This is a genomic window from Marinimicrobium hydrolyticum (genome assembly GCF_030848505.1).
Lineage (GTDB): Bacteria > Pseudomonadota > Gammaproteobacteria > Pseudomonadales > Cellvibrionaceae > JAVDDU01.
In genome coordinates this window covers 536,391-560,237 of record NZ_JAVDDU010000003.1, presented here as the reverse complement: position 1 = coordinate 560,237, position 23,847 = coordinate 536,391, and the positions used below count along the sequence as shown (strand labels likewise).

22 protein-coding genes are annotated in these 23,847 nt (G+C 56.8%); 5 read left to right on the top strand and 17 right to left on the bottom strand.

Annotated elements, in window-relative coordinates:
- The first annotated feature begins 439 nt into the window (after positions 1 to 439).
- The gene (locus tag RBH33_RS08570) at positions 440 to 1,483 is read left to right on the top strand and encodes an integron integrase (protein WP_306731745.1); all 1,044 of its coding nucleotides are present in this window, start codon (positions 440 to 442) and stop codon (positions 1,481 to 1,483) included.
- A 57-nt stretch (positions 1,484 to 1,540) separates the two neighbouring features.
- Here RBH33_RS08570 and RBH33_RS08565 read toward each other — a convergent pair whose 3' ends face one another.
- From RBH33_RS08565 to gmk, 4 genes are all read right to left on the bottom strand, one after another.
- Positions 1,541 to 1,924: a RidA family protein gene (locus RBH33_RS08565; protein WP_306731744.1), complete on the bottom strand. Its 384-nt coding sequence runs from the start codon at positions 1,922 to 1,924 to the stop codon at positions 1,541 to 1,543.
- A 75-nt stretch (positions 1,925 to 1,999) separates the two neighbouring features.
- Positions 2,000 to 4,108 (bottom strand): bifunctional GTP diphosphokinase/guanosine-3',5'-bis pyrophosphate 3'-pyrophosphohydrolase, encoded by a 2,109-nt coding sequence (gene spoT, locus RBH33_RS08560; protein ID WP_306731743.1) that lies wholly within the window; start codon positions 4,106 to 4,108, stop codon positions 2,000 to 2,002.
- Positions 4,109 to 4,167: 59 nt separating this feature from the next.
- Positions 4,168 to 4,419 (bottom strand): DNA-directed RNA polymerase subunit omega, encoded by a 252-nt coding sequence (gene rpoZ / locus RBH33_RS08555; protein ID WP_306731742.1) that lies wholly within the window; start codon positions 4,417 to 4,419, stop codon positions 4,168 to 4,170.
- A 162-nt stretch (positions 4,420 to 4,581) separates the two neighbouring features.
- A complete protein-coding gene (gene gmk, locus RBH33_RS08550) occupies positions 4,582 to 5,199 on the bottom strand; it encodes a guanylate kinase (protein ID WP_306731741.1) in 618 nt (205 codons plus the stop codon).
- Positions 5,200 to 5,353: 154 nt separating this feature from the next.
- On the opposite strand from gmk, the gene RBH33_RS08545 reads away from it, so the two are divergent.
- The 4 genes from RBH33_RS08545 (at position 5,354) to RBH33_RS08530 (ending at position 9,239) form a co-directional block, all read left to right on the top strand.
- On the top strand, positions 5,354 to 5,575 hold the full coding sequence (locus RBH33_RS08545; RefSeq protein ID WP_306731740.1) for a MerR family transcriptional regulator: 222 nt from the start codon (positions 5,354 to 5,356) through the stop codon (positions 5,573 to 5,575).
- Between the two features lie 77 nt (positions 5,576 to 5,652).
- Positions 5,653 to 6,492 (top strand): 23S rRNA (adenine(2030)-N(6))-methyltransferase RlmJ, encoded by an 840-nt coding sequence (locus tag RBH33_RS08540; RefSeq protein ID WP_306731739.1) that lies wholly within the window; start codon positions 5,653 to 5,655, stop codon positions 6,490 to 6,492.
- A 46-nt stretch (positions 6,493 to 6,538) separates the two neighbouring features.
- A complete protein-coding gene (locus RBH33_RS08535) occupies positions 6,539 to 7,720 on the top strand; it encodes a DUF418 domain-containing protein (protein WP_306731738.1) in 1,182 nt (393 codons plus the stop codon).
- A gap of 82 nt (positions 7,721 to 7,802) precedes the next feature.
- Entirely contained in the window at positions 7,803 to 9,239 is a 1,437-nt protein-coding gene (locus tag RBH33_RS08530) for a DUF4013 domain-containing protein (protein ID WP_306731737.1), read from the top strand.
- Between the two features lie 123 nt (positions 9,240 to 9,362).
- Here the strand turns inward: RBH33_RS08530 and RBH33_RS08525 are convergent, their stop codons facing one another.
- From RBH33_RS08525 to RBH33_RS08465, 13 genes are all read right to left on the bottom strand, one after another.
- Positions 9,363 to 10,802, bottom strand: a complete 1,440-nt coding sequence (locus RBH33_RS08525; RefSeq protein ID WP_306731736.1) for a rhomboid family intramembrane serine protease — start codon at positions 10,800 to 10,802, stop codon at positions 9,363 to 9,365.
- A gap of 89 nt (positions 10,803 to 10,891) precedes the next feature.
- Complete coding sequence (locus RBH33_RS08520; RefSeq protein WP_306731735.1) at positions 10,892 to 11,773, bottom strand: cobalamin-binding protein; 882 nt, start codon at positions 11,771 to 11,773, stop codon at positions 10,892 to 10,894.
- The gene (locus RBH33_RS08515) at positions 11,770 to 12,855 is read right to left on the bottom strand and encodes a threonine-phosphate decarboxylase (protein ID WP_306731734.1); all 1,086 of its coding nucleotides are present in this window, start codon (positions 12,853 to 12,855) and stop codon (positions 11,770 to 11,772) included. Before RBH33_RS08515 ends, RBH33_RS08520 begins: the two co-directional genes overlap by 4 nt.
- Positions 12,856 to 13,485: 630 nt before the next feature.
- A complete protein-coding gene (cbiB, locus tag RBH33_RS08510; protein ID WP_306731733.1) occupies positions 13,486 to 14,421 on the bottom strand; it encodes an adenosylcobinamide-phosphate synthase CbiB in 936 nt (311 codons plus the stop codon).
- Positions 14,418 to 15,206: an adenosylcobinamide-GDP ribazoletransferase gene (locus RBH33_RS08505; RefSeq protein WP_306731732.1), complete on the bottom strand. Its 789-nt coding sequence runs from the start codon at positions 15,204 to 15,206 to the stop codon at positions 14,418 to 14,420. Before RBH33_RS08505 ends, cbiB begins: the two co-directional genes overlap by 4 nt.
- Complete coding sequence (locus RBH33_RS08500; protein WP_306731731.1) at positions 15,190 to 15,795, bottom strand: histidine phosphatase family protein; 606 nt, start codon at positions 15,793 to 15,795, stop codon at positions 15,190 to 15,192. Before RBH33_RS08500 ends, RBH33_RS08505 begins: the two co-directional genes overlap by 17 nt.
- A complete protein-coding gene (gene cobT, locus RBH33_RS08495; protein WP_306731730.1) occupies positions 15,788 to 16,840 on the bottom strand; it encodes a nicotinate-nucleotide--dimethylbenzimidazole phosphoribosyltransferase in 1,053 nt (350 codons plus the stop codon). The genes RBH33_RS08500 and cobT overlap by 8 nt, the downstream gene beginning before the upstream one ends.
- Before the next feature lie 5 nt (positions 16,841 to 16,845).
- Positions 16,846 to 17,397, bottom strand: coding sequence for a bifunctional adenosylcobinamide kinase/adenosylcobinamide-phosphate guanylyltransferase (gene cobU, locus RBH33_RS08490; protein WP_306731729.1), 552 nt, complete (start codon positions 17,395 to 17,397; stop codon positions 16,846 to 16,848).
- Positions 17,398 to 17,973: 576 nt separating this feature from the next.
- A complete protein-coding gene (locus RBH33_RS08485; RefSeq protein ID WP_306731728.1) occupies positions 17,974 to 18,750 on the bottom strand; it encodes a heme ABC transporter ATP-binding protein in 777 nt (258 codons plus the stop codon).
- Between the two features lie 6 nt (positions 18,751 to 18,756).
- The gene (locus tag RBH33_RS08480) at positions 18,757 to 19,788 is read right to left on the bottom strand and encodes a FecCD family ABC transporter permease (RefSeq protein ID WP_306731727.1); all 1,032 of its coding nucleotides are present in this window, start codon (positions 19,786 to 19,788) and stop codon (positions 18,757 to 18,759) included.
- Positions 19,785 to 21,254, bottom strand: a complete 1,470-nt coding sequence (locus tag RBH33_RS08475) for a cobyric acid synthase (RefSeq protein WP_306731726.1) — start codon at positions 21,252 to 21,254, stop codon at positions 19,785 to 19,787. Before RBH33_RS08475 ends, RBH33_RS08480 begins: the two co-directional genes overlap by 4 nt.
- A gap of 5 nt (positions 21,255 to 21,259) precedes the next feature.
- Positions 21,260 to 21,883: a cob(I)yrinic acid a,c-diamide adenosyltransferase gene (gene cobO / locus RBH33_RS08470; protein ID WP_306731725.1), complete on the bottom strand. Its 624-nt coding sequence runs from the start codon at positions 21,881 to 21,883 to the stop codon at positions 21,260 to 21,262.
- 28 nt (positions 21,884 to 21,911) lie between these two features.
- Positions 21,912 to 23,753: a TonB-dependent receptor plug domain-containing protein gene (locus RBH33_RS08465; RefSeq protein WP_306731724.1), complete on the bottom strand. Its 1,842-nt coding sequence runs from the start codon at positions 23,751 to 23,753 to the stop codon at positions 21,912 to 21,914.
- Positions 23,754 to 23,847 lie beyond the last annotated feature (94 nt).

Sequence of the window (23,847 nt, the reverse complement as noted above, 5' to 3'; positions counted from 1 at the left end):
CGGATCACCCGACACCTGTCCGTTTATTTGGGTAAATGAAATCTTTATAGCATGGCAGAGGCGCGATTTCACTCATTTCGGGCCGGGTGGCGCATTTCTTCGTTTCGGGATATGGGACCCTGTGTCCGTTTTGCAGGAATATTCGGACAGGTGTCGGTATATATTTCGGAGGCCGGGGCTTTTCTGCTCTCTAACCTATTGATTTAAAATATTAACTGTCATTTTTCCACAGAAAATGTGCATCGTGCAAAAGTCACCTAATGCGATATATCCTTTTTACCTCATTCTTCGCGAAGGGTCGGATAACCCTTTGTTTTCTATACAAAATGCTTCAATCTCAAGCAAGTACTCGGTTTTTCATGGTGCCCGTGTCGCTTTTGTACTTTACAGTAACGATTTTCTAAATATACTGTATAAAAAAACAGGTGGAGTGGTAGCTATGATGGACGATATCCCCAGTGCCCTGCCGGACAAGCCAGTACGGTTTTTTGATCGCTTTCGCAGTTTTATGCGAGCCAAGCAAATGGCTTATCGAACTGAGAAGACGTACTGCTTCTGGGTCGCCGACTATATTCGCTTTCACCAGCGCGCTCGGCCTGAGGTGTTGGGGAGCGCGCACATCGACGAGTACCTCAGTTATCTGGCGGTGAGGCGCCGGTGCTCTGTGAATACTCAGAAAACGGCTCTGAATGCTCTGGTATTTATGTATCAGAAGTTCTTGGGCATAGAGGTTGGAACGTTAAACTTTGCGCACAGCAATAGAATGAGGACCTTGCCAACGGTGTTCTCTCATGTGGAGGCCATGACCGTGATCGGGGGGCTAACGGGCATCTATCAGCTGATCACGGGCTTGATGTACGGTTCGGGCCTTCGAATATCGGAGGCTTGCCGCCTGCGGATTCAGGATGTGGACTTCGCAAATGGCTGTATTATCGTACGGGAGTCGAAGGGGCTGAAGTGGCGGCGTACACTGTTGCCGGAGTCGCTGGTGGAAAAATTGCAAACCCAAATCCACTATGCGTTGTCGTTGCACCAAAAAGACCTCAATGAGGGTTTTGGCTCGGTCTATTTACCCAACGCCCTGGCGAAGAAATACCCGAACGCTTCAGTCAGTCCGCCGTGGCAGTATGTTTTCCCCGCCTCGAACCGTTCGGAAGACCCAATGTGCGGCACTATTCGCCGTCATCATATTGGCGAGAAGTCCGTACAAAGGCAGGTTAAAAAAGTCATTGAGGCGGCGCGAATTTACAAGAAAGCCGGTTGCCACACGTTTCGTCACAGCTTTGCCACGAATCTTCTACGGGCTGGAGTTGATATAAGAAACATTCAGGAAATGATGGGGCATTCGGACTTGGCCACTACGCAAATTTATACGCATGTGGTTGGCGTGCAGGAGCGTGGAGTTGTTAGTCCACTGGATGTTTCAGGTTTGGATACCAAGGTTCGGGAAGAGCCGCCCCCGTACTGGAAATTGGCGGGGTAGTCGAAGCAAAAGCAATGATCGTTTGACGACGGCTCTTTGAACCAAAGTGCTGGGGGCTTAAATCACCATCACCCCATCCGCTTCCACCAACGCGCCTTTAGGCAATTGGCTTATGCCAATGGCGGCGCGGGCCGGGTAGGGCTCTTTAAAATGGCGAGCCATCACTTCGTTGACGATGGGGAAGTTATCCAGGTCCGTCAGGTAGAGGTTGAGCTTGACGATGCGGTTCAGGTTACCGTTGGCCGCTTCGCACACGGCGGCGAGGTTTTTGAACACTTGTTCGGCCTGAGCTTCAAAGCCGCCTTCCACTAAGGTCATGGTCTCGGGGTCCAGTGGAATTTGGCCGGACAGGTATACGGTGTTGTCCACCTTCACGGCTTGTGAGTAAGTGCCGATGGCTTCTGGGGCCTGTTCGCTGTGAATAATGGCGCGATTGGGCATAGGGAAAGGTCCTTGCTAAGCGGTTGCGGAAAACCGTTAAGTATAGGGCAGATACCGCCCGCCCGGCTAGCGGGCTTAGTTTTTACTGCGGCTAATGCGCAGCACAAAACTCATGCCGCGGATGCGGCGCATGATGTTGGCCAGGTGGATGCGGTTGTGTACGCCAATGCACAGTTGAATCACGCTGTTGTGGGCGTCACGCTCATTGACGCGAATATGTTCAATGCTGCCGCCCTGCTCGGATACGCGTGTGGCCAGGGTGGCGATGATGCCTCGGTCGGATTCCACTTCCACACGCACGTCTACTAAAAACTCCCCCTGCACCGTGGGCGCCCAACTGACGTGGCTGATTTTTTCCGGTTTGTGGCGCAGCTCGGCGATGTTGCGGCAGGTGTCCTGGTGCACCACCAGGCCTTTGCCGGAGCTGATGTGGCCGATGATTGGATCGCCGGGGATGGGGCGGCAACAGCGGGCGAAGGTAATCAGCATGCCTTCGGAGGAATCGATGGTCAGCGGTGTGGTGATGCTGCCGCCTTTGGCGGACATGTTGGCTTCCGGTTGCAAAAGGTTGGCCACGCCTTGGGCGATGCGGTTGCCCAGGCCAATGTCTTCGAGCAGATCTTCCATGGTTTTCATCTGCGTGGCTTTGAGCAGTTGTTGTTCTTGCGCTTCGGTGAGCTTGTCCAGGTCCAACTGCAGGTCTTCAAACGCCCGCGCCAGCAAGCGCCGTCCCAGGGCCACGGATTGGTGGTGACGCTGGTTTTTCAAAAAGTGGCGAATGGCGCTGCGCGCCTTGCCGGACACGGTAAAGTTCAGCCAACTGGGATTGGGCTGGGCGCCCTTGGCGGTGATGATACTGACCTTCTGGCCACTTTCCAGCGGCTGGGACAGCGGCGCCAAGCGGCCGTTGATGCGGCAGGCCACGCAGTTGTTGCCCACGTCGGTGTGCACCGCGTAGGCGAAATCCACGGCGGTGGCGCCGTGGGGCAATTCCACGATCTGCCCTTTGGGGGTAAATACGTACACCTCGTCCGGGAACAGGTCGATCTTGACGTTCTCGATAAATTCCAGGGAGTCGCCGGCCCGGCGCTGCATTTCCAGCAGGCCCTGCACCCACTGACGGGCGCGGGTGTGGCTGCTGCTTTCGTCTTCGCTGGATTTGTACAGGAAGTGCGCGGCTATGCCGTTGTTGGCCATCTCGTCCATTTCTTTGGTGCGAATCTGCACCTCAATGGGCACGCCGTGCATGCCCACCAACACCGTGTGCAGGGACTGGTAGCCGTTGGCTTTGGGGATGGCGATGTAATCTTTAAACTCGCCCGCCACGGGTTTATACAGGTTGTGAATAATCCCCAGCACCCGGTAGCAGGTGTCCACGCTGTCCACAATGATGCGGAAGGCGTAGACGTCCATAATTTCTTTAAAATACTTTTTCTTCTGGCGCATCTTTTCATAGATGCTGAACAGGTGTTTTTCCCGCCCCAGTACCAGCGCGGTCAGGTTTTCTTTGGCCAGACGCTTTTCGATGGCGGTTTGAATCTGCTCCACCAGTTCTTTGCGGTTGCCGCGCGCGGTTTTCAGGGCTGCTTGTAGGCGCGTGGCGCGCAGCGGGTACATGGCGTAGAAGCCGCGGTCTTCGAATTCCAGACGCACGTCGTTCATGCCCAGGCGGTGGGCGATGGGGGCGTAGATCTCCAGGGTTTCTTTGGCGATGCGGCGCTTTTTCTCCGGCGGCATGGCGCCCAGGGTGCGCATGTTGTGCAGTCGGTCCGCCAGCTTCACCAGAATCACGCGCAGGTCGTTGGCCATGGCCAGGGCCATTTTCTGGAAGTTTTCCGCCTGTTTTTCCGCGTGGGATTCAAATTCGATTTGGGTCAGTTTGCTGACGCCGTCCACCAAGTCGGCCACGGTGCCGCCGAACTGTTTGTTGATGGCTTTTTTGCTGATGCCGGTGTCTTCAATCACATCGTGCAGCATGGCCGCCATCAGGCTTTGATGGTCCATGTGCATGCTGGCGAGAATGTCCGCCACGGCCAGGGGGTGAGTAATGTAGGCTTCGCCGCTGCGGCGCTTTTGTCCGTCGTGGGCTTGTTCAGCGTATAGGTAGGCCCGCTTCACCAAATTAATTTGGGATTGTTCCAGGTAGGACGAAAGCCTGTGACTTAAGGCTTCAATGGTTTGCAAGGACGTCCTCCAGAAAAAGCGGCGCCGCCGCCCCTGGGGGGCGACGGCCGGTTAAACATTTACATTTCAGGTTCGTACTGTTGCTCCGGCTTGGGGCGTACGGGCTCGTCGCGCTCCAGCAGAATGCTGGCGTCGATCAAACCTTCTTCGATTTCGCGCAGAGCGATCACTGTTGGCTTGTCGTTCTCTTCGGGCACCAGCGGGTCTTTGCCGCCGACGGCGAGCTGGCGCGCGCGCTTGCTGCTTACCATCACCAGTTCAAACCGGTTGTCTACGTTGTCCAAACAATCTTCAACAGTGATCCGTGCCATAGTCTTTTGTGCTCTCGTTTACGTTTGCCGCCCCGGTTGGAGCGTAGGGTTGTTCCGGTGCCCTGCGGGGCATTCAATGGGTCATATTGTACACAATTTGGCCCCGGTATGTAGCAGCCAAGGCGAATACCGGGGATTCAGCAATGACCAATGTCGTGTGAACTATGACAGTAGATCTTGCAGTAGGTTTTTGTGTATCTGTGCCTGCCGCGCCAGGCGCAGGTGCTGGCTGGTAATCAGCGCCTGAAATTGCGCCAGGGCGGTGGTGAAGTCGTCGTTAATGATCAGGTAATCGGCATCCGTGTAGTGGGACATCTCGCTGATGGCCTCAGCCATGCGCGCCTCGATCACCTCGTCGTTGTCCTGGCCCCGGCCCGTTAAACGCTGGCGCAAGGAGGCCAGCGACGGCGGCAAAATAAACAAACTCACCGTGTCCGGCAGTTGCTCCCGCACTTGCTTGGCGCCTTGCCAGTCGATTTCCAGTATCACATCCAAGCCGGCCTCCAAGGTGTCCAAAACCCACTGGCGCGAGGTGCCGTAGAGGTTTTTGAATACCCGAGCATGCTCCAAAAAGGCGTTCTCTTGCAGCATGGCTTCAAACTGATCGTGGGACACAAAGTGGTAATTGACGCCCTCTTTCTCACCGGGCCGGATGGGGCGGGTGGTGTGCGAGACGGATACGCAGACTTCCGGATTGGACTGCACCAGGGCGTTCACCAAGCTGGTTTTGCCCGCGCCTGAGGGGGCGGAAACGGTGTAAAGGATGCCTTTGCTGCTCATCAGGGGTCTCTTGGTGAATCCGGGCTGTACACTATTTTGCGTGGTCACTGCGGTTTTTAGCATGGCCTGATACGCCAACCGCGCCCGCTAGAGGGAAAGGGCTTATTATGGCACAGTCGTTAACCGCTAGGCACCCATTGGTACAGGAGCGTTCGTGGAAGAGTATATTCGCATCGAAGAGGCGGCCCGACGTTTGTCGGTGAGCCCGGAATTTGTTCGGCAGATGGTCGCCAAAGGGCGGCTTAACAGCCATGGGGAGGATCTTCTCGAATCCGGTCAGGTGGCGGAATTGGGTAGCCTGATGCAGCGACTGCGCGGCGGTGGCATCGCCGCTATGGTCAATGCCACGGGCGACGATAAAAACCCGCTGGATTGACCCGCCGCGGGCGCTGCCTCCGCTATAATGCGCCAGTCGGGTATCGGAGATGCCTTTCAGTCTTTTGGGAGTCCTCTGTGCTCAGTTATCGCCACGCCTATCACGCCGGCAACCATGCCGACGTACTCAAACACAGCGTTTTGAGTCTGGTCCTCACCAAACTGTTGGCCAAACCCTCCCCCTGCGTTTACCTCGATACTCATGCGGGTGCCGGCCATTACGCCCTGGATGGCTCCCTGGCACTGAAAACTGGCGAGGCGGCAACGGGCATAGAGCGTCTGCTGGAGCGTGCCCCAGACTTACCGGAATTGGCGACTTATCTGGATTTGGTGCGCCGCCAGCCGCCGAATCAATACCCCGGTTCACCCGCCATAGCCGCGCAGCTGCTGCGCGAGCAAGACCGGTTGCAGTTGTTGGAGTTGCACAGCACCGATCTGGCCGAGCTTAAAAACCACCTAGGGCGTGACCGCCGTGTGAGCATTCACCACCGAGACAGTGTTGAAGGGCTGCCCGCACTGTTGCCGCCCACGCCGAGGCGTGGGCTGGTGCTGATGGACCCGGCGTACGAACTTGCGGAGAATTACGCCCAAGTGATAAGTTGCCTGGGCCAATCGTTGCGCCGGTGGCGGACCGGTGTTTATGTGCTTTGGTATCCGCTCCTGGCGCGACAACGCGACCGCTCAGACTGGCTCAAAAAACAGCTGTGCGCATTGCAGCCGCCCAATTTGCTGGTGGCGGAGCTCTGGGTTCAGGCGCCGCAGGAAGAGTACGGCATGCACGGCTCTGGCCTGGCGATAATCAACGCCCCCTGGCAACTGGATGAGCAGCTGAAGCGGCTCTTGCCCTATTTGAGTGACACCCTGGCACAGGGCCAAGGTGCCGGATGGAATTTGGATTGGCCTATTCCCCGCGCTTAAAGCTCCATCATTAACAATAATGAACTACAAGGACCGTGCTTTCCCCATGAGCGAATTTCACACCTCAAACCGTTATCCCCATCTGGATCTGCTCAGAGGCATCGCCATCCTGGCGATCCTGCTGCCCAACATGTACAGCTTTGGCCTGCCCTTGGCGGAGTTTTTTCAGCCCGGTAGCTGGCTGGATTTCTCCGGCGCGGGCGTCTGGGCCTGGGCGCTGATTGCGCTGTTGGTGGAATGGAAGTTCCTGACCTTGTTCGCGCTTTTGTTCGGTGCCGGTATTTGGCTGTTCTCCCAGCGGCATGAGGAGCTGCAGGAAGACCCGGGGCCTATTCATTACCGGCGCTGTCGCTGGTTGCTGCTGTTTGGGTTACTGCACGCCTACCTTTTGTGGGAGGGCGATATTCTCTTTACCTATGCTCTGTGTGCCATGGTGGTCTGGCCTTTGCGTCGGTTCTCACCGCGCCGGCAGCTGCTGCTGAGTGTTGGCATGCTCGCTCTGTCTAGCCTAGCGTACTGGGCCATATTGACCGCCATTCCGTACGACATGGAGCTTTTCCCTCAGGAAGATGTGTTGGCGCAAGTGGAAGCCATGCGCAGCGGCTGGCTCACGCAACTGCCTGTGCGTGCGGTTTATGCGTTCGAAGCCCAGGCGGAGGTTTTACTGTTTGGCTGGCGCATTGTTGGTTTGATGTTACTGGGCATGGTGTTGATGCGCACGGGCTTACTGCTTCCACCCAGGCGTTTTTCCAACACGGCTCTACTCGGAGTTTTTTTGGTAGGAGCTTTGATAACTGGCGCCGGTATTGTGGGCAGCTTACGGAATGAGTTTGCACAGGATTACCTGCTGGGCAGCTATTTTCAGGCCCACTATTGGGGCAGCATTTTTATGGCCCTGGGGTACGCGGGCGCTGTGCTGCTGTGGAGCCAAACCAGCGTCCTGCTCGGGCTGCGCAGCCGCCTGGAAGCGGTAGGGCGCACGGCTTTCAGCTGCTACCTTCTGCAGACTGTGATCTGCACCAGTGTGTTTTATGGTCACGGCCTGGGTCTGTACGGCAGCCTGAACCGGCTGGAATTGGTCGCCGTGGCCCTGTCTGTGTGGGTCTTTTTACTCTGGCTGGCGCCCTGGTGGTTGAGTCGGTTCCAATATGGCCCTCTGGAGTGGGTCTGGCGCGGCTTTACCTATCGCCGCTGGCCGCCTCTACGCCGTGCTGGCGCTACCACTTAATTGGTAGTTGGCGCCCGTCGTTACATACTGTATTTTAGCGCCACCAACGAATAACAAATTACGAATCCCAAGGAGCTTCCCAATGGCAAAATTGGACTGTCACTTTTTCCCCAACATGCCTGCCGCCTGGGTTTGCGATAGCTGCCACACCCAATACGGCGAAAAATGCATCCCCGCCGGGCACAGCCGTCACTGGGGTAAAATCAGCCCCTCCTGCATTCGCTGCAACGGTGACTTACGTTACCTGGGCAGTGCCACGGGCGCTAAGCCGTTTTGGCAGAAGCTGCCGCACTTTTTTGCCTACCCTCTGCACGTTAACAGCCTAGTAGTGCTCGGGCTGGTGACCCTGGGCGCCTTTCTGCTGGGGCCCAATTTGCTAACGATTTTTCTGGTTCTGCTGGGCGTGGCCGTGGTGATGAAATACAGCTTCGCCATTATTGAGCGGCGCGGCACTGGTAGCACTACGCCACCCGAGGTGGCTGCGGTTATATCCGGGGACGAGCACCACCTGTTTTTAAAATTCATCGCCGTCATGTTTTTAATGGGGGCAATCATCGGTGCCGTCGCGCAGCTTGGGGAAATCGCTGCGATGGCGGTAGGGGTGTTTATGGCACTCGCCATGCCCGCTGCCATTATGATTTTGGCGGTGGAAAAGTCTGTTTTCCGAGCTCTCAACCCGTTTGCTCAAATGAGCCTGATGTTGGCAGTCGGTTGGCCCTACCTTTTACTGTGGCTGTGTACACAAATTATTTCCGCCGGGCCCGTCTATTTGCTGCCGGCGCTGTTTATGGTCCTGCCGGAGGCGGTGATCTTCCCGGCGCTGGTTTTCTTGATGGTTTACTTCACCTTTGTGCTCTACACCATGATGGGCTATGTCTTGTTCGAATACCAAAACGAGCTGGGCTTCGCTACGGTGGCCGATGAGGACGAAGACGAACTGGATCAAAAAGAGTTCGACAAAGCCAAAGCGGTGGGTGAAATGACCGTGCTGGTGCGCGACGGAAAATACCAAGAGGCGCGTCAAGTGTTGCGCACAGCGCTGGATTTGGTGCCCGATGATATTGAGCTGCATCAGCAATACCATAAGCTGCTCATGCTGCTGGATGACGATAGCGCGTTGGCCAATCACGGCGAATATTTTTTGGATTTGCTGAAGCGTAATAATCGCCTTGGCAGTGGCACATCGGTGTTGTTGGATATGCAAGAGCGCGTGCCGAGCTATCAACTGGATGACACCGGCCTGGCCGTGGAACTGGCCGCACTGCTGCGTATGCAAGGCCAACATCGAGCGGTACTGCGTTTGTTCCACAACCGCCACAAAAGCAAGCCGAGCGATCCATTGTTACCGGCCGCTTACTTGCACGTAGCGCAGGTATTTTTTGAGTATTTGAACGATGAGTCCAAAGCCCTGGCGATCATCAACTTTATACTAAAAAAATTCCCGCGCTGCGAAGAGCGCGAGCAATTCCTGCAGCTGAAAGAAGTTATTACCCAGCCCGTGGTGCCTGCGCAGGCTTAAAAACTACCTGCGTTGCCGCTGCTGCGTTAAAAATGACCTCAAATTGCTCATTTACTATGTGTAAACTCCGCATTTTCGGTCATTTTTGCCTTGCATCGGCGGCCTCGCTAACGTTTTTCATAGTTAGCTGGGTTGTTGAATTTGCTTCAGTAGTAACGCCAGCTTAGCAACCTTATTGTTTTGCTGGCGTTGCTGGTAATACGGAATCATCTCTTTTAGCAGTGCGGCCAGTCCGCTGGCGTTGCCGCCCCGTTGAAGCGCCTGCTGAAAGTAATCGTCCGCCTTGGGCGTGTTACCGTTGCGCCAGAAAGTGCGCGCCAGGGCAAGGCTCATGTTGCCGTTCAGAGCCGGGGCATTGGGCGCAAGCGATTGATACTCCTTCAGTACGTCATCCACGCCGTCACGCCAACGCGCAAAATCCGTGTCCTTGCTGACAAATTGCTTCAGTAATTCGAAGGTCACTTGGTGAAAGGCTTTGTTTTTCGGCTGAGCCTTGTGCAGATCAAACAGCTGTTGCCACGGGCGCGGATCACTCGGATGCGCCTGGCAAATTTGCCGGGTGAGCGCTTTTGCTTTGTCGATGTCCAGGTGGGTCAACAGCAATAAAACTTTCTTGAGCTCGCTTTCAACCTCATCGTGGGCGTCCTGCTTCTCTAACTCACCGGAAAACTCTTGGTGACTTTTCCGCGCTAGAAGCATCAAACCAGCCCCGGCAAGCAGGCCGCCGATGTGGGCCCAGTAGGCGATGGACGATTCAAAGAAGAAGTACCCGTACAACTCCTTGCCAAGCCACAAGGGCAAAATGAACAGCGCGGGCGCTCGAAACTCCCCAAAATAAAACAGTACCGTGTAAAAAAATCGAATACGCCGCAATCGATACAGGGACAGGTACATACCCATCAGCCCGGAAATCGCCCCTGAAGCGCCGACCACCGGAACCATTGAGCCCATATTAAAGGCCATGTGGAGGGCGCTGGCTGCCAGGCCGCTGGCCAAATACATCAGTAGATATGTGTGAGGGCGCAGCACGGCTTCCAGCGTAAAGCCAAACAAAAACAGAAATATCATGTTGCCCAGCAGGTGATCCCAGCTGCCGTGCATAAACATGCTAGTGAAAAACGTCCAGGGTTTGGCTTCCCCCGGCGTCAGCCCGGCCCGGTAACTACTGACTTTGTTGCGTTGTTGTTCGAACTGCTCCCGTGCCTGCCGCCAGCGCAGAGTTCGCTCATCGGCAGGGTCGGGCCAGATTTCGCGCAGGTGCTTATCGAAACCCCGGTCAAACATGATGGACCAGCGAATGTACTCGGCCTGACGCGCCTCGTTTTCGATGCCGGTCAGCTCGTACCAGGCGTCGTAGTCTTCCTCAAGCAGGTAATCCAGGTAAGGCTCTAGCTCGTAGCTCAGCAGTTGTTGGTTCTCATAGATGCTGTGAGCGCGCTCGATGATGGGCCAGTCCTGACGCTGAAAGAGCAGAAATACCGCCACATTGAGGAGAATCAGCGTCAGGGTAATGAATGGAGGCTTGCTCCAGTCTGGGCGGTTTTCAATGGGAACAATCAGCACGCGGGGGTCCTTTTTACGGTTTTATTATGGTTTTTTCCATTTTCGGGCGGCGTCTTGTGAGTTTAGCAGGCCGTGCAAAAGCTTACCGGCTACTGCAAATGTTCGCGCGCCTGGGCGATATGATCGCAGAATAATTGCGCGCCATCCAGAATCCGCACGGTATGACGCTGGATGATATCCGGCGGTACAAAAAACAGGTTGTTCTTGCTGACGGCTGTCAGGCCCGGCCAGCGGCGCCATTCCTCCAACCACTCGGGGCGTTCTTCACCCATGCCGCTGGCGACAATGACTTCGGGGTCCCGGTCCAAGATTGACTCCCGATTAATAACCGGGGCTATGGTGGCGGCGTCCGCGTACACGTTCCGGCCGCCGCATAGGCGGATCACATCGCTGATAATGTGTTCGCCGTTAAGTGTTTGCAGGGGATCATTCCATACCTGATAAAACACGCTCACCGGCTCCGCGCCAGAATAGCGCTGGCGCAGGCCCGCCAGCGTTTCCAAAAAACGGTCCGCCTCTTTCTCGGCCGCCTCCTCGGTGCCCGCCAGCGCCCCGATATCCCGAATCACCCGTGCCACGTCTTCCAAATCGCGCGGCTCGTCTGTGTACACGTTGAGCCCAAGCCGCCGCATCTGCCGAATAACGTTCTCGCCATTGCCGGATGCCCACGCCAAAACCAAGTCCGGCTCCAATGCCAGAACACTCTCCACGCTGATGGCTTTAAAGCTCCCCAGTTGGGGCAGTTCACGGGCCGCGGGTGGGTAATCGCTGTAGCTCACCGCCGCTATCAGGCGATCGCCCGCACCGGCGCTGAAGACGTTCTCCACAATATGTGGCGCCAGCGCCACAATTCGCTGCGCCGGCTGATCCAGGCTCACTTTCTGGTCAAAAAAGTCCGTAACCTCCGTCGCAAAAGCAGGTGCTGCAAATATCACTAGGGCCAGAGCGAGAGTGCGAAAACAGTAAGTCATAAGGTGTGTGCCTGTGTTGTCGTGTAATCGGGTTGTGTGCAAGCAAGCTCCGCCAATGCCTGTTGTAGACGTGCTCCGCCGTCGTCGGGAAGCCCACAACGCAGCCACGGTTGTGTGTGCTCGCCCATGGCTTCATCGGACCAATCACACCAGCGCAGAAACAGCCCGCGTTGGCCCAGTGCTTGATAAAGGTCGAACAAGGTTTTCCCGTCCCCCTGCAGGGTGACGAACAGCCCCGCGCTGCGGACAGAAAAACCGCCACTGAGGTAATCCCGCCACAGCTGCACCAGCGCCTGTTCCGCAGCCTGAATTCTTAGGCGTTGGGTATGTTGCCAATCACGGTCGCGCAACGCACGGCTGCCCAACCACTGCGCCGGGTGACTAATGCCCCAAGGCTCCAGCGATTCACTCAACTGATTCGCCAACTCACCCTGGCCCAACAAAAAACCCAGCCTCAGCCCTGCCAGCCCAAAGAACTTCCCCATGGAACGCAAAATCCACAGGTCGGGGAATTCGTCTAATAAATCCGTTGCACTCAGTTCGGGAAACGCATCCGCAAAGGCTTCGTCCAGCAGCACCACACCGCGCCCATCCAGCGCCTGGCAAACCTGCCGAATAAAATCGACACCAAAGCGTTCCCCAGTCGGGTTGTTGGGGTTGACCAGCACCACATGCTCCACGGCCTCCCGCTGCAGCAAAAGCAGCAGCTCCTCAAAGGTGGAGTAAGTAGTAACTGTATGGCCCGCAGCCCGCCACGCTTGGCTGTGCCCGGAATAACCCAGCGTGGGAATCGCCACCCGCCCGGGCGTCACCAAGTGCGGAATCCGCGCAATGGCAACCTGACTACCCGGCACCGGCACCACCGCATTGGCCGCCACCCCATAATAATCGTCCGCTGCCTGACACAAATCATCATTATTCCCAGGAAGCCGCTGCCATACATCGGCGGGCACTTCCGCCACCGGATAAACCCACGGACTCACCCCCGTTGACAAATCCTGCCAACCCGTTGCCGGCTCACCAAACACACGGCGCGCATACTCCAAATCACCTCCGTGGGCCGGAAAGTCTACTTGTGTCATCGTCGTTCACAGCTCAAATTTATCATCCACGCTTCTTTTGTCCTCTTAGACCGTCCTTGCCACTTTTCTTGTCCTCCCCGCCTCTCCGTGTCATCCCCGCGTAGGCGGGGATCCAGCATTCCAAGGTTCCGAAGGATATGGATACCCGCTTTCGCGCATTGCCGTCCAGAACAAATGAGCTAGTTAGTGACTTCGTAAGCAAGCCCAGGGCCGCGCAGGGTGAGTGTTCAGCAAACGTCGTGAACCCGTCCGTGGGGACTGCCTCAAAAGGTCCCTCTTTTGAGGCTTGCTGAACACTCACCCTGCACGTCCCGGCCGCCTCAAACTATCGAGTTCTTTTCGCCAATCCTCATTGCTGTGAGGGAAGGTCGCCTTGATGTCCGCTGGCACTGAGCCCGGGAGCGGGGAGGAGGTTCTGGACCCCTCACGTCAGGGACGACGTGCGGGAGCCACAGGGATGTGTTCACGCGTGTCCAGAAGCGCCTCCCCGCTTCCGGGCGTCCAACTACGAAGCCCCAATCCAACTACAAAGCCCCAATCCAACTACGAAGCACCCTTCCAGCAAACCCGCTCCCGGGCGGTCCAACTACGAAGCCCCAGTCAAACTACGAAGCTACACTCCCCAACACTCTATCTAACCAGCAACAAACCCAACACCGCCAAAAACAACCAAAAACCCACACACTTCGCAATCAACTTAAACGCCCGCTCAACATCCTCATCAACCGGATCAGCGCCATCCCCCATCCAGGGTTTTTGTTTAACTTCACCACCGTACACCGCCGGCCCACCTAAACGAACACCCAGCGCGCCCGCGCCGGCACACATCACCGGCCCCGCATTCGGGCTCTCGCACAAGCCAGCCTGCTTACGCCACGCCCGCCACCCCGAGCGCGCGTTACCACACAACACAAATCCCAAAGCCGTCAAACGGGCCGGAACCCAATTGAGCAAATCATCCCAGCGAGCCGCCGCCCAACCAAAAGTTTTAAAGCGAGTATTCTTATACCCCCACATGGCATCCAGCGTATTGCTCAGCCGATACAAAATCACACCCGGCAAACCGGCCACCAAAAACCAAAACAACGGCGCAACTATGGCATCGCTGGTATTCTCCAGCGCCGACTCCATGGCTGCCCTTCTCACTTCCAGCTCACTCGCCGCGCGACAATCCCGGCTTACAATGAGCCCCACTTTCGCTCGCGCCAACGGCAAATCCTTCTCTGCCAATGCATCTGAAACCGCGCGCACATGCAACGTCAAACTGCGCCAACCCAACGCCAAATACAAACCGATACAACTCAATAGCCAGTAAACTGCCAAACCCCAAACGTCCGCTTTCGGCAGAGTTTGCTGAAGCCAAAAAGCCAAAGCCGTTGGCGGCACCAACAGCAACAACGTAGCGAAAAAACCAACCGGACACGAAGCGTCGCGATTAAGCGTGGACTCCACCCATTGCGCCAGTTGTCCGAAACCCACCAACGGATGCCAGCGGCGCGATTCACCCAAACAGCGGTCAAGCAAACAAGCTGCCAATAGCGCGGCCAGCGTCAGGCCATAACTCATGGGCCGCTCACCAGCGCAAGCGTGATTACCAACAACAACATTAATTCCGCCAGCTCCACCAGCGCACCCAGGCAGTCACCGGTAAATCCGCCAATGGATTTTTGCCATAACGCCCGCCAAAGAAACGTCAGCACCGCGACGGCTACCAGTGACAGAATTGCCAACGGCAAAGTTAAAACACCTATGCCCAAGGCCAGCGTTAAAAGCACTGCGATTAGCACCGGCATGGTCGGCAATTGATTTTTTAAGCTTTGCGCCAAGCCTTCATCACGGGCATAGCGGGTGAATAGAATATAGGGCAGCAAAGCAGCACGGGGCAGGGTCAAAAGTACAAGCCAGACGCCAAAGGTGAGCAATTGAGCTTCCAGCAGTTGCGCCAACAACACCCATTTCGCCAACAGCACCAGCACCAATGCAACCACCGCCATGGCGCCGGAGGTGGGCTCTCGCATGACCGCCAAAGTTCGTTGGCGACGTTCGGTATCATCGGCGCATCGGTGCCCGGCAAAGTAACCGTCCGCACAATCCGCCAAACCATCCAAATGCAAAGCGCCCGTAAGCCCCACCCATAGAACCAATAAAATAACGGCGCTCACACTGGCGGGCGCGGCGTCCACTAACCCACTGCCGGCCCAGAGCAATAAACCCAGAGTGACGCCCACTAAGGGGTAATAGGCCACCGCCAAGCCTTGCGAAGTCAAACTGTTGTCGGCTCTGGCGCGCACGGGCAACCAGGTTAATAACCCGAACGCCAACAACACCGCTTGACTATGGCTGGGCTTCATCGCCAGCCTCCGTTGGAGTCAGTGCGCCGAGGTGAGAATTCCAGGAAAGGCTAACAAAATGCGCATAGGGTGCTTCCATCTCCCGAATGCGATTGCGCGGTATACCGTGTGCTTGAGTAAGCAAAAGTCGAATCACACCGCCGTGAGTGATAACCAGCAGGCGCTCGCCCGAGTAATCACGCACCAAACGCTTCAGAGCCCGATCGACCCGTTCCGCAAACTCACGCAAAGGTTCACCGTCTGGCGGAGTATTGAGTTCCGGGTCTTCACCCCAAGCGCGCAAGCGCGGATCCGTTTCCCACAAATGGGCATACTCTTGACCTTCCCAGGCACCAAAGTGCATCTCCTGCACCCCCGGTTCTATGAGCAACGGAAGCGACCAACGCGCCGCCGCCGATTCAGCAAACGTTCGGCAGCGCTGCAGTGGCGAGCTGATCACCCGATGCCATGGCGGCGTGTCGAACAGTTTCAATTGTGCCTCCATGTTTTGCCAACCCTCAGGCGTGAGCGCCACATCGTGGGAGCCACGGAAAATTTCGCCGCCCTCACACTGTCCATGACGCAACAAATCCAGTTGGGTATTAGGCACGGCTCACTCCCGCTTCCGAAAAGGTGGCCATCTCCCGATGCAACGTCAGCGCACTTTGCAAAATAGGCACCGCCAAAGCGGCGCCACTGGCTTCACCCAAGCGCATGTTCAACGCCAGTAGGGGCTCCGCCTGCAAAAATTTGAGCAATAGCCGGTGGCCTGGCTCGCGCGATTGGTGCGCGAACATCAACCAAGACTGCAGCGCAGGTTGTATACGGCAGGCGGCCAGAGCAGCCACGCTGCTGATAAAACCGTCCACCAACACCGGAATGCCACGCTGGCCACAGGCAATATAGGCGCCCGCCAACGCGGTAATTTCAAAACCGCCCAAGCGCTGCAGGGTTTCCAATGGGCGAGTCAGCTCCGGACCGTGTAGCGTCAACGCTCGGGCAATGACGGCTTGCTTGCGTTCCAGTCCCGCCGCATCAATACCCGTTCCGGGCCCGGTGACTCGTTCTACACTCAAGCCCAACAGCGCCGCCAACAACGCTGACGCCGACGTGGTATTGCCGATACCCATCTCCCCGCCTATGAACAGATCGAATTCACCCTCCGCCACTTGCGCTCGTCCAACGTCCAAGGCTCGTGCTAATTGATCGGGAGACATGGCTGGCCCCAGTGTAAAATCCGCCGTGCCCGGTGCAATGGCACAATCGTCCAACAATTCGTTCGTATCCACAGGTGAAACACAACCCATATTCACTACCCGAAATTCAGCATCACACACCCGGCTCAACACACTCACCGCCGCACCGCCCGCACAAAAATTACTAACCATTTGCACAGTCACCGATTGCGGGAACGCCGACACGCCTTGTGCCGCCACGCCGTGATCCGCCGCAAACACCCGCAAACGAACCTGATTCAAACTCGGAATCGCCACGCCTTGCCACGCGGCAAACTGCTCCGCAATCGATTCCAGTGAGCCGAGCGAACCCTGTGGCTTGGTCAACTGCGCTTGCCGCGCCCGCGCCTGAGCGCGCGCATTCTCATCGGGAACCGCCACCGGATCTTTCAGCCATTCGAATTGAACCTGGTTGTGCATACTGTCTATCCGTTTATTTGTTCATTGTTATGTTGGTGCTTTAACTCCATGGGCAGGCCGGCTACCACCAAAGTTACCCGCTCGCACACTTCCGCCAGTGCCTGATGCAACCAACCGCTGGCATCCACAAACTGTCGAGACAATTCGCCCAAAGGTACAATGCCGGAACCCACTTCGTTACTGACAAAAATTACTTGCGGTGATGATTGATTCCAGTTTTTCAGCTCGGTCAGCAAACGTTCCCGCTGTTGATCCCACGACCCCTTGTGCAAACAATTACTTACCCACAGCGTTAAGCAATCCACTACCAAACACACGCGCCGGTTACGACACGTTGCGAGCACGCCCGCCAAATCTTCGGGTTCTTCAATCAACTCCCACTCCGGCCCGCGCCGCTCCCGATGAATGGCAATGCGTTGCGTCATTTCTTCATCACCAGCAGCGCCCGTGGCGACGTACATTAATTCACCACCATGAGTAACCGTCCACTCCCGTGCTCGGCGCTCTGCCATGCGACTTTTTCCGCTGCGCGCTCCACCTAAAATAAGTTGTGGCATTTCTAAAGGACCCTTGTTGTGTAGGACATACCTGGCACCGTGTCCTAGAGTTACTTCTTCGTAAGCAAGTCTGAGGGCCGCGCAGGGTGAGTGTTCAGCAAACGTCGTGACTAATCGGCAGGATAGCCGATTGCACAGCCGAAGGCTGCCCGGAAGGCTGGGCACACGAATGTGCCCAGTGAATCGTCCCTGTACGCTCCGCGTCGGCTTCATACCTCTCTCAAAACCCTGGGCAACCTTTCCGTCCACCTGGGTAGTACGTCGTTACCAAAATCGGTACTTTCTTTAAATGCAGTTAATTCAAAAATCCAGACAGATGAACCGATTAGCACCCAACCACTATGGATTCCCGCTTTTCGCGGGAATGACGAAAGAGTGTTGGTGGGGACCACCTTACGAGGGACGATTTGGGGTATGCCCTTCCAAGACCTTCACCAACAGGATGTTGGTGCAGAGCCCCCAGGGAAGGGTTCACGGCGTGTCTTGGAAGGGCATACCCCGAAGCGGCCCGTCCAGCGCCTACTGTGCCATAACGCCGCACAAGGCCAACCTTCCCTTCAAATAACAAACCAACCACTACCCCGCCAACACCACCGGCTTCCCCGAAACCGGATGCGCAATCACCCGCACCTCTGTACCAAACAAATCCCCGATCAACGACTCCGTCACCACCGACTCCGGCGAACCCAAAGCAACCAAGCGACCATCGTTCAACGCCAACACCTCATCACTGTATGCGGCCGCCAAACTGATATCGTGTACCACCATCAACACCGCCACACCGCTGTCCGCAAAGCGGCGCACCGCCTGCATCAACTGCCGTTGATGACCCAAATCCAAAGACGTTACTGGCTCATCCAACAACAACAAACGATCCGCGTTGCCATCCGGCCGCCAAATCTGCGCCATCACCCGCGCCAACTGCGTGCGTTGCTTCTCACCACCCGACAACGACGGATAAAGTCGATTGGCCAAATGGCTCACATCCAACGCCGCCATCGCCTCCTGACACACCTCGCGATCAATCACCGTGCCGGTGCTGTGCGGGCCGCGCCCTAAAGACACCACCTCCTCCACCGTAAACGCGAACGCGAGCGGATTACTCTGCGTCAAAACCGCGAGACTCAGCGCCCTCTCTTTCGGTGACCAGTCGGACAGCGGTCGGTCGTTAAGGCGCAACTCGCCTGTTGAAGGCGCATCACCCGTAATGGCGCGCAACAGCGTAGTCTTGCCCGCGCCATTGGGGCCAATAACCGACAGCACCTCGCCGGGCGTCACAGAAAAGGATACGTCGGACACTAAATCCTTCTCGCCGATGCGCACGCTCAGGTTTTTTACATCCAGCACGGCCATAGACGCCTACCCGAAGTTGCGCCGCTGGCGCAGCAAATGAATAAAGAACGGCGCGCCCAGCAGTGCCGTCACCAAGCCTACCGGCAACTCCGTGGGCGCCAATGCCGTGCGGGCCAACGTATCCGCCAGCAGCAACAACACCGCACCGCCCAGCGCCGACAAGGGCAACAACAGCCGATGATCTGGCCCCACCCACAGGCGCACCATGTGTGGCACCACCAGACCCACAAAGGCAATACTGCCGGACACCGCTACCGCTGTACCCACTCCGGCGGCGACCAGAATAATCAGACGCGTTTTCAACCGCTCCACATCAATACCCAAATGTCGCGCCTGGGACTCGCCCAGTAGCAAGGTATTTAACGCGCGCCCAAAGGCCGGCGCGGCCAATAGCAACGTAAGCAAAACCAAACCCGCTAGAACCGCGCGCGTGTTATTGGCCCCGTCTAAACCACCCATGCGCCACAAACTCATGCGCCGCAGCATTTCATTGTCGGCGAAATAATCTAACAAACCGGTCGCGCTTGCGGATAAAGCGGACACGGCAATTCCCATCAGCAGCATAGTCGCCACCGACGTGCCGTTGATGCCGGTGGCGACTCGGTATACTAACCACACCGTAATCAATCCACCGCTAAACGCCCCGATAGACACCAAGGATGCGCCCATAAAACCGCCGAGCAAGCCGCCCCCGGCGCCAAGAAAAATCATGAGGCTGGCGCCCACTGACGCGCCGGCCGTCACACCGATGAGCGAGGGATCCGCCAGGGGATTGCGAAACAAACCCTGCAAAATGGCTCCGCAAATGGCCAGAATCGCGCCCACAAAACCGGCCAGTAAAGCGCGGGGCAGGCGAATGGATTGAATAATTTCCATGCGGTAGCCGGGCAGCTCCGTGCCCACCAGAGCGCGCAGTACATCCAAGGGGGGAATGGTCACGGCACCCAGCAGCAATGCAAGAACAAAACTTGCCGCCAGTGCGAGTGTGAGTAACACAAAACAGAAACGGCGGCTGCGCCGATGGGCGGAGGACATCATCGCGGTGCCCCTTGCTCGGCTAAAGATTTCAACCATTGATTATCCAGGCAATCGGCGAGCGTATCCGCCAGGCGCTCCAATTGTTGCTCGCGCAGCTCGTCGATGGAAAGCGTGGTATCGCTGCTTAGGCCCGCCCATTGCAGCAGAGCGACCTGAGCTTCCGGTTGATCAAAAATACCGTGTAAGTAAGTGCCAAGAATGTTTCCGTCGGTGCTGATGGCACCGTCTGCGACGCCGCGCGTTAATTGCAGCACGGGTTGTGCCAGCGCTGGGCCGGTAGAGACGCCGCAGTGAATTTCATAGCCTTTCGCCTGGGCAGCTTGTTGGCTGGGTAAGCACAAAGCTCCACTAACTCGATGCAACTGCTTTTGCGGCATAAGGCGGGTGTCAAACTCCAGCAGTTGCAGTCCATCACTGACGCCTGCGGGCCCTTCGAGTCCGTCTGGATCAGCGATGGTTGTTCCCAGCATTTGAAAGCCACCGCAAATGCCCATTAACTTGCCGCCGTAGCGCAGGTGCCGCTGAATGTCCCGATCCCAACCGTGTTCGCGCAACAGTGCTAAATCCCGCCGCACGCTTTTGCTGCCGGGCAAAATAATCAACTCACAAGCGGGCAGGGGTTCACCGGGCGCTACCCAAAGTAACTCCACTTCCGGGTGCAAACTCAGAGCATCAAAGTCTGTGTGGTTACTGATGCGGGAGAACACTGGAACCGCGACGCGCAGTTTGGTATGACCGCGTGCCTGACGCGCGACAATGGCATCTTCCGCATCCAGGTGAAAATTGTGTAAGTAGGGCACAACGCCCAATACGGGTTTGCCGGTCTTTTCGGCCAGCCAATCCAGTCCCGGCTGCAGCAATGCTAAATCGCCTCGAAACCGGTTGATAACAAAACCCTGTACGCGCGCGCGTTCAGAGTCGGACAACAACTCCAGTGTGCCCACCAGTTGCGCGAACACGCCGCCTTTGTCGATATCCGCCACCAGAATGACCGGGCAGTTCACCGACTCGGCAAAACCCATGTTGGCAATGTCGTTGGTGCGCAAATTGATTTCTGCTGGACTGCCCGCACCCTCCGTTAATATCAACGCGTAGCGTTCACTCAATCGGCCGTGAGATTGCAATACCGCTTCCAAAGCGCGCGGCTTGTAGTCGTGGTAGCGGCCAGCTTCCATATCCGCCTGGGGGTGACCCTGAATGATCACCTGGGCACCGGTATCGCTGTTGGGTTTGAGCAATACCGGATTCATGTCTGTGTGGGGGGCGAGAAAACAGGCTCGCGCTTGTAGAGATTGAGAGCGGCCAATTTCGCCGCCATCTTCGGTTACGTCGCTGTTCAGCGCCATGTTTTGGGGTTTAAAAGGGGCTATTGATAGCCCCTGACGGGCCAGCAGGCGACACAGCCCCGCCACCAGCGTACTTTTGCCGGCATCGGAGCTGGTGCCCTGGACCATAAGCGTGGCCATGGGATTTAGTAGTCGACGCCTTGGCGGGCTTTTACGCCGGCCCGGAAGGCGTGCTTAATGTCTTTGACTTCCGACACGGTATCCATAACGTCCTGCAAGGCGCTGCCGCCGCCACGGCCGGTGACCACTAGGCTTTGCTCCTCGGGACGAGACTTGATGGCATTGAGTACCCGATCTTCATCCAGGTACTTGTAGGCCAACATATACGTCAGCTCGTCCAACACCACCAAGTGATAAGCCGGGTCTTGCAGCATGGCTTCAGCCTGCTTCCAAGTCCGCTCGGCGGCTTCAATGTCTGCCGTGCGATCCTGAGTGTTCCAGGTAAACCCCGTGCCCATTTGGTACAAGGTGACCGCTGGGCATTGATCCCGCAGGTACACTTCTTCGCCGGATAACTGCTCACCCTTAATGAACTGCACCACGCCCACTTTCTGGCCGTAACCCAAAGCGCGCATCACCATGCCGAAGGCAGAGCTGGATTTTCCTTTGCCTTTGCCGGTCAGGAGCACAGCGACGCCACGTTCCGTTTTCGCCTCGGCGATGCGGGCATCCACCTTGGCCTTTTGTTTTTCCATGGATGCTTTGTGGCGTGCGGATTTTTTGTCGTCCTCATGGCTTTCTTCGGTCATGGTGCGCTCCCTTGGGATTATTGGTTGCTTAGAAAGTAAGTTCTACACCCGCGTAGCCAGCGGCACCTGCGGTGTTGTAGTTGGGTACTTCCTGATAGTCCTCGTCAAAAATGTTTTCGCCGTGCACGTAGACTACCAGCCCCTGAGTGACTTGGTAGCGGGCGCTGCCGCTCACCACCTGGTAATTGTCCAGTTCGGTGCCGCGGTCCACTATGTCGCGCGCGGCGCGCCAATTCAAGGACAAGGTCAGTGGCTGTACTGGCTGGTAGTTGAAACCCAGGTTGGCCAAATGCTTGGGTTGGCGCGAACGCGGTGAACCGTCGCTGGCTTCGGTGTCCACGTAGGTGTAGTTGCCGTTGATGCTGAAACGGTCGGATAGAGGTATGGTGCTGATCAACTCCAGGCCGCGAGATTCACTGCGCTGCCCACCCTGAATGTAGCCAGTGAAACCCACTAGGTCGAAATAAATTTCATTGTCGACGCGCTGGTCAAACATCACCGCTTCCAGGTGCAGGCCGTTGCGACCGAAATATTCCACGCCCACATCCAGGCCCCGACTGTCTTCTTGTTGTAGAGGGGCCATGTCCGTTTCTTGGGAGCGGTTGTAGTCGATCTCGAACAAACTGGGTGCGCGGAAGCCGGTACCCAAACTGCTTTTGAATTTCACCGTGCCGGTGGCGGCAGGAATCAAATAGGCGGCGCTGACCCGGTAGCTGGTAGTGCCACCGAAATCATCGTTGTCGTCATGACGAACGCCGGCAGTCACATAGAAGCGCTCCTGAAACGCACCCTGATACTCCACGTAGGCGCCGCGCTGATTGCGCTCCAGCTCCATCACCTGATCGGAGCGGTACTCCATACCGTAGGCCAAACCATGAAAGGGGGTAAGATCGCCTGAGCCATTCAATTCCCAACGGGAAATCTCCCCCTGAGTATCGTAGGAAACTTCACCGCCGTCGTAGTTGGTGCGCTCCACGTCCGTTTTGGAAAAAGCCAGTGTGTTTTGTGATTGGGCGATGGAATGAGTGACGCTGGCGCGTGCATTGCGCTGATTGAAAAAGCCTACGCAGTCATGGATGGCCGGAAATCCGCAGTGATCATGTTCGGCTTCGGCGTCGGTATCGCGCAGTACCAATTCCGCCCGCAAGCTCCGCCCGATATTCAACCCAGCACGGCCGTGCAGGGTGGTGTTTTCGTATCCGTCGGGTTCGCCGCTTTCGTCGGCAACGTGTACGTTAAAGCCATCGGTGGTGGCGTGGGCGGCGGAGAGATAAAAATCGCCCGTGTCGTTGCCGGCGCTGACATGGCCGTTGTAGGTTTGCGAATCGTAACGTCCCGCTTCGGCACTCACGCCACCGCCAAAATCGTCGGTGCGCCGATCGGTGGTAATGTTCAGCACACCACCGGCGTCCGCGCCGTACATCATGCCCTGGGGGCCGCGCAGCAGTTCAACGCGGGTGGCGCTGGCGCTCAACAAGTGCTGAATTTGACTGCTGACCTGGGTGCCTGTGGGGTCGGAGATATCCACACCGTCCACCCGCACCAGGGTGCGGTAGCCCGCTTCGCCGCGTACGCGTAACGAGCTGGCTCGGCCCATGCCGCCCGTGTTCGTTATTGATACAGAAGGTAAGGTGCGCAAGACATCGGGTAAGGACTGAAAGCCCAGGGCTTTGATGTCCGCCTCTTCCAATACTGACACAGAGGTGCCGATCTGGCGCAACGGCGTTTCGGTGCGGGACGATACGATCACGAGCGTTTCCAGCTGAGGCGCGGAAGCGATTGGAGTCTGTTCAGGTGTTTCGGTTGTTTGCGCCTGCACGGACAGGCTCAAGCTGGCCGCGATGGCGGCTGAGAGAAAAGTTTTTTGCACGATCAACCCCTAAGGTTTTTTAAAGTAAACCGGGATCGAGGGAGGAAAAGCAAAGCGACGCGGCTTGGCGTTGAACGCACTGGGCACGTGAAGA

Bases quoted from the DNA above. Each gene is read 5' to 3' on its own strand.
- cobU (WP_306731729.1), bottom strand. From the start codon at position 17,397: ATGCCACAACTTATTTTAGGTGGAGCGCGCAGCGGAAAAAGTCGCATG.
- rpoZ (WP_306731742.1), bottom strand. From the start codon at position 4,419: ATGGCACGGATCACTGTTGAAGATTGTTTGGACAACGTAGACAACCGG.
- RBH33_RS08530 (WP_306731737.1), top strand. From the start codon at position 7,803: ATGGCAAAATTGGACTGTCACTTTTTCCCCAACATGCCTGCCGCCTGG.
- RBH33_RS08475 (WP_306731726.1), bottom strand. From the start codon at position 21,254: ATGGCCACGCTTATGGTCCAGGGCACCAGCTCCGATGCCGGCAAAAGT.
- RBH33_RS08505 (WP_306731732.1), bottom strand. From the start codon at position 15,206: ATGAAGCCCAGCCATAGTCAAGCGGTGTTGTTGGCGTTCGGGTTATTA.
- RBH33_RS08535 (WP_306731738.1), top strand. From the start codon at position 6,539: ATGAGCGAATTTCACACCTCAAACCGTTATCCCCATCTGGATCTGCTC.
- cobT (WP_306731730.1), bottom strand. From the start codon at position 16,840: ATGCACAACCAGGTTCAATTCGAATGGCTGAAAGATCCGGTGGCGGTT.
- RBH33_RS08485 (WP_306731728.1), bottom strand. From the start codon at position 18,750: ATGGCCGTGCTGGATGTAAAAAACCTGAGCGTGCGCATCGGCGAGAAG.
- RBH33_RS08480 (WP_306731727.1), bottom strand. From the start codon at position 19,788: ATGATGTCCTCCGCCCATCGGCGCAGCCGCCGTTTCTGTTTTGTGTTA.
- RBH33_RS08520 (WP_306731735.1), bottom strand. From the start codon at position 11,773: ATGACTTACTGTTTTCGCACTCTCGCTCTGGCCCTAGTGATATTTGCA.
- RBH33_RS08570 (WP_306731745.1), top strand. From the start codon at position 440: ATGATGGACGATATCCCCAGTGCCCTGCCGGACAAGCCAGTACGGTTT.
- RBH33_RS08565 (WP_306731744.1), bottom strand. From the start codon at position 1,924: ATGCCCAATCGCGCCATTATTCACAGCGAACAGGCCCCAGAAGCCATC.
- cbiB (WP_306731733.1), bottom strand. From the start codon at position 14,421: ATGAGTTATGGCCTGACGCTGGCCGCGCTATTGGCAGCTTGTTTGCTT.
- gmk (WP_306731741.1), bottom strand. From the start codon at position 5,199: ATGAGCAGCAAAGGCATCCTTTACACCGTTTCCGCCCCCTCAGGCGCG.
- cobO (WP_306731725.1), bottom strand. From the start codon at position 21,883: ATGACCGAAGAAAGCCATGAGGACGACAAAAAATCCGCACGCCACAAA.
- RBH33_RS08515 (WP_306731734.1), bottom strand. From the start codon at position 12,855: ATGACACAAGTAGACTTTCCGGCCCACGGAGGTGATTTGGAGTATGCG.